This is a genomic window from Methanobrevibacter sp., from assembly GCF_036307625.1.
In the GTDB taxonomy this organism is placed as follows: domain Archaea; phylum Methanobacteriota; class Methanobacteria; order Methanobacteriales; family Methanobacteriaceae; genus Methanocatella.
The window spans coordinates 1-3,832 of sequence record NZ_JAXJXF010000114.1 but is presented as its reverse complement, the minus strand read 5'-3'; the positions used below and the strand labels follow the sequence as shown (position 1 = coordinate 3,832).

Annotated in this window: 3 protein-coding genes; all 3 read left to right on the top strand. The window is 36.5% G+C overall.

Annotated elements, in window-relative coordinates; genetic code table 11:
* A partial coding sequence (locus tag UIB65_RS07460; protein WP_330040659.1) for a ThiF family adenylyltransferase occupies positions 1-516 on the top strand: 516 nt, incomplete at its 5' end.
* A 240-nt stretch (positions 517-756) separates the two neighbouring features.
* Entirely contained in the window at positions 757-2,112 is a 1,356-nt protein-coding gene (locus tag UIB65_RS07455) for a glutamine synthetase beta-grasp domain-containing protein (protein WP_330040657.1), read from the top strand.
* Between the two features lie 79 nt (positions 2,113-2,191).
* Positions 2,192-3,832: NrpR regulatory domain-containing protein (locus UIB65_RS07450; RefSeq protein WP_330040655.1), on the top strand; the 1,641-nt coding region annotated here is incomplete at its 3' end.

The following is a 3,832-nucleotide window of genomic DNA, read 5'->3' as shown; positions in this document are numbered from 1 at the left end:
TCCACCCTAAATCAGGACAAAAGCAGAGTTGCCTGTGAAAACGTCAGACTGATAAATCCCCATGTTAAGGTAACTGCAATAAGCGAGCATGTCAGTGACGATAACATTGATGAAATCATTGGAGACTCCAATATAGTGATTGATGCCCTGGACAATATCCTGACAAGAATTTTCGTGTCAAGAAAAGCACGTGAGAAAAAAATCCCATTTATCCACGGCGCCATTCATGGAACACTAGGACAGATTACCGTTTTTCTGGCAAATACTCCAAGCTATGAACAGATGTTCAACCTTCCGTCAAACGAAAGACCACTGACAAAAGAGGTAATCAAGGAAATAGAAAACATGACATCAGGTGTTCCTCCAGCTATAGGCCCTACTCCAAACCTGATTGGATGCCTTCAGGCAATGGAAGCCTATAAAATAATAACAGGAATTGGAAAAGTCAATGTGGCACCTAAACTGTTAACATTTGACCTTCTGGACTTTGCATCATTTTCCATAAATGAACTATAAACATTCCATCAAAATTCCTTTCCTTTTTTATAATATTTTAAACGAAATAATAATAAAAATTATAATTACTATTTTTTTATCAATTAAAAAAAGGAAATTTTAAACAATTTATAGTAAAAATTTTAGATTGCTAGTTTTTCAAAAGTTTTATATACAATAAAAAGAAGATATATTTTTAAAGTAGGAAAGGATATTCCGACTATTTTTTAAATTCCATTCTGAATACATTGGATTGATTCTATGAGCGATATTAATGAAGAAAAAATGCAAAGAGTAGTAGAACAAATGAAAGAGGATAATATCAAATTTATCCGTTTACAATTTGTTGATATTAATGGAACTGTAAAAAATATTGTCATCCCATTCAATGGAGATGACATGAGCGAACTATTCAACGAAGGAATGCTGTTTGATGGATCATCTATTGCAGGATTCGTTGGAATCAATGACAGTGACTTAATCTTAAAACCAGATATCAACACATATTCCAGATTATCCTGGAGACCTGAAGAGTCCGCAACATGCAGATTCATCTGTGACGTATGGACTGCAGAAGGAGAACCGTTTGCTGGAGATCCAAGAAGTGTCCTTAAAAAATCATTGGCTAATTTGGCAAAAAGAGGATTGCAATACAACATCGGACCTGAACCTGAATTTTTCATTGTGGACATCGATGAAAACGGATATCCGATGCCTTACGATGATGCCAGTTACTTTGATGTGGAACCATTGGACAAAGGCCCTGACTTCAGAAGAGAGCTAACATTGAACCTTGAAGAGTTAGACTTTGAAGTGGAAGCTTCTCACCACGAAGTGGCTCCAGGTCAAAACGAAATAGCATTCAAATTCAAAGACGCGCTAAAAACTGCAGATGCAGTTATCACATTTAAACAAGCAATCAAGGCTATTGTAGACAACATGGCTACTTTTGATCAATTGGATTACAGGGTAACATTCATGCCAAAACCGTTCTTCGGAGTAAGCGGAAGTGGAATGCACTGTCACCAGTCAGTATTCAAAGGAGACAAAAACCTGTTCTCAGACCCTGATTCCGAAACAGGCCTTTCCAAAGATGCAATGCATTTCATGGGAGGACTATTAAAACATGCACCTGCAATAACTGCAATCACTAATCCAATCGTAAATTCATACAAACGTTTGATTCCAGGTTATGAAGCTCCAGTATATAGAGCTTACGGTTTCAAAAACAGATCAACATTAATAAGAATCCCTGCAGCACGTGGAAAAGCAACACGTATCGAATATAGGGCTCCAGACCCTGCATGTAACCCATACCTCGCTTTTGCTGTAATGCTTGAAGCAGGTGTAGACGGTATCGTGAACAAAATCGACCCAGGCGAACCTACCGAAATAAACCTTTATGAATTAGATGAAGAAGAAAGGCAAGCCAGAGGCATAAAAGTTTTACCAACAAGTTTATGGGAAGCTTATCACTCACTTGAAGAAGACCCACTCATAATGAACGCTTTAGGAGACCATGTAAGTCAAAAATTCCTAGAGCTCAAATACAAGGAATGGGACGAATACCGTGTACAAGTATTCGGATACGAACAAAGAAAATATTTAGACATCTAAATATTATTTTTTATTTTTTGAATCTGATGATAACCAACCATGTTAATTATGATTAGATTTGAAAAAAGGAGCTTTTTTAATGTCAGAATCAGAATACCGAATGATTGAAATTCTAAGGATATTGAGTGTGCAGGAAAAGCCCACAGGGTCCAAGCTAATTGCCGACGAACTGAAAAACAAGGGCTTCAATTTAGGCGAACGTGCAGTTAGATACCACATGCAGATTTTGGATGAGAAGGGATACACCGAAAGAAGAGGATATTCCGGAAGAGTGATTACCGATTTGGGTCGCGAAAAGTTAGAAAAGGGATTGATTTATGACCAGGTTGATTTCATCCATTCAAAATTTGAAGAAATGATTTATTTAACTGACTTCAACTATATGGAACAAAAAGGAAATGTAGTTGTCAATACATCAACCATTTATAATGAAGAATCGATTAATATACTTGAAAAGATTTTTAAAAGTGGCCTTTCTGTTAGTCCTTATGTTCATTTAAACAAGGTTGAAAACAATGATGAAATTGAAGTGACAACCATCTGCGGAACAACAATCGACGGAATACTTTTGAATGAGGGTATCGCATCACAGCTTCAGTATGGAGGATTGCTTCAGATTGAAGATTCAAGGCCTATCAAATTCACTGACATAATATCCTACAGAAAAACTTCAATAACACCTCTGGACGCATTTACAAACTCAGGTCTGACTTCAGTTCTTGATGTCATAAGAACAGGAAACGGAATCATACCTGCAAATTTCAGATTGATTCCAGGCGTCAGCCGCCAAAAAACCGTTGACATAATCAACAAATTAAATAAAATCGGAATAAATGGAGTAATAGGCATTTCAGATGAAGGAAAAGATATTCTCGGATTGCCTGTTCCAGACGGAATGGTAGGTATCTGCATAATCGGAGGAATTGCACCGTTTTGTGCCCTTAAGGAATTGGGCCAAGAGATTGACATTAAAATCGCTGAAGAAATCAAGGATTTCAATACACTCTCACCAATCACATCAACCATACATCACAGCCTAATGCCTGCAATCGAAACAAAACAACCAAAAATACCTTTCCTATTGTCAAAATCATGGAATTTAATACAGCAGGTCAATTTTGATGTTGAAAAAAGAAAGGGAAATATAATTTCCAACGTTTCATATGTCAAAAGAAGCCAGCTCGATGATGCATTGGGCATAATGGATGAAACCTACAACAACAATCCAAAATACATCAATCCATATTACAAACTTATAGATCATCCGACAGACAATGACAAAATAGGAATAGCTACTATCTGCAGCCTAAGTATCGACGGTCTTTTAATAAACAACGGAATAATGAGCACTCCAAAATATGGAGGAGTTCTTGAACTGACAGAACCTCCGCTGTTCATTGATTTGATATCCTACAACGGAACAACAATAGACCCCCATAAAATCTTTCTATCAAAGAAACTGACTTCAATAAGCAACATCAACAGTCCCAATAAAATATTGGCCAGCGTAAAGGAGATTCCATATATATCACGTGAATATGCAGTTCAGTTGCTTGAAAGACTAAACAATATTGGATTTTCAATTTACAAAATAGGAAAACCAAGAGAACTTGTATACAATGCAAAAGTAGATAACTATAACTTTGGAGTCATAGCTGGTGGTGGACTTAATTCAATAGGTGCAATCAAAGAAAAAGGAATAGAAATTGAAGTAAAAGCT